Annotated in this window: 1 rRNA gene; it reads left to right on the top strand. The window is 57.1% G+C overall.

The annotated features are described in order from the left end of the window. A 23S ribosomal RNA gene (locus ACFYUS_RS39045) occupies positions 1-1,582 on the top strand; the annotation flags it as partial. Between the last annotated feature and the right edge of the window lie 41 nt (positions 1,583-1,623).

The raw sequence follows: 1,623 nt of genomic DNA on the forward strand, positions 1-1,623 counted from the left end.
CGAGCCCATTAATGCTAAGGCCGTGAAGCCGTTCCGGACCCTTCGGGGAAAGGAAAGTGGTGGAGCCGCCGGCCCAAGGTGGTAGTAGGTAAGCGATGGGGTGACGCAGGAAGGTAGTCCAGCCCGGGCGGTGGTTGTCCCGGGGTAAGGGTGTAGGGCGTGTGATAGGCAAATCCGTCACACATGGAGCCTGAGACCTGATGCCGAGCCGATTGTGGTGAAGTGGATGATCCTATGCTGTCGAGAAAAGCCTCTAGCGAGTTTCATGGCGGCCCGTACCCTAAACCGACTCAGGTGGTCAGGTAGAGAATACCGAGGCGTTCGGGTGAACTATGGTTAAGGAACTCGGCAAAATGCCCCCGTAACTTCGGGAGAAGGGGGGCCACGCCTGGTGATGAGTCTTGCACTCTGAGCTGGGGGTGGCCGCAGAGACCAGCGAGAAGCGACTGTTTACTAAAAACACAGGTCCGTGCGAAGCCGTAAGGCGATGTATACGGACTGACGCCTGCCCGGTGCTGGAACGTTAAGGGGACCGGTTAGCTCTGTTTCGACGGGGCGAAGCTGAGAACTTAAGCGCCAGTAAACGGCGGTGGTAACTATAACCATCCTAAGGTAGCGAAATTCCTTGTCGGGTAAGTTCCGACCTGCACGAATGGCGTAACGACTTCTCGACTGTCTCAACCATAGGCCCGGTGAAATTGCACTACGAGTAAAGATGCTCGTTTCGCGCAGCAGGACGGAAAGACCCCGGGACCTTTACTACAGTTTGATATTGGTGTTCGGTTCGGCTTGTGTAGGATAGGTGGGAGACCGTGAAGCAGCCACGCCAGTGGTTGTGGAGTCGCCGTTGAAATACCACTCTGGTCGTGCTGGATGTCTAACCTCGGTCCGTGATCCGGATCAGGGACAGTGTCTGATGGGTAGTTTAACTGGGGCGGTTGCCTCCCAAAGGGTAACGGAGGCGCCCAAAGGTTCCCTCAGCCTGGTTGGCAATCAGGTGTTGAGTGTAAGTGCACAAGGGAGCTTGACTGTGAGACCGACGGGTCGAGCAGGGACGAAAGTCGGGACTAGTGATCCGGCGGTGGCTTGTGGAAGCGCCGTCGCTCAACGGATAAAAGGTACCCCGGGGATAACAGGCTGATCTTCCCCAAGAGTCCATATCGACGGGATGGTTTGGCACCTCGATGTCGGCTCGTCGCATCCTGGGGCTGGAGTCGGTCCCAAGGGTTGGGCTGTTCGCCCATTAAAGCGGTACGCGAGCTGGGTTTAGAACGTCGTGAGACAGTTCGGTCCCTATCCGCTGTGCGCGTAGGAATATTGAGAAGGGCTGTCCCTAGTACGAGAGGACCGGGACGGACGAACCTCTGGTGTGCCAGTTGTCCTGCCAAGGGCATGGCTGGTTGGCTACGTTCGGGAGGGATAACCGCTGAAAGCATCTAAGCGGGAAGCCTGCTTCGAGATGAGTATTCCCACCTCCTTGAGAGGGTAAGGCTCCCAGTAGACGACTGGGTTGATAGGCCGGATGTGGAAGCCCCGTAAGGGGTGGAGCTGACCGGTACTAATAGGCCGAGGGCTTGTCCTCAGTTGCTCGCGTCCACTGTGTTAGTTCTGAAGCAACGAACA

This window comes from Streptomyces sp. NPDC004284 (genome assembly GCF_042874035.1).
GTDB lineage: Bacteria > Actinomycetota > Actinomycetes > Streptomycetales > Streptomycetaceae > Streptomyces.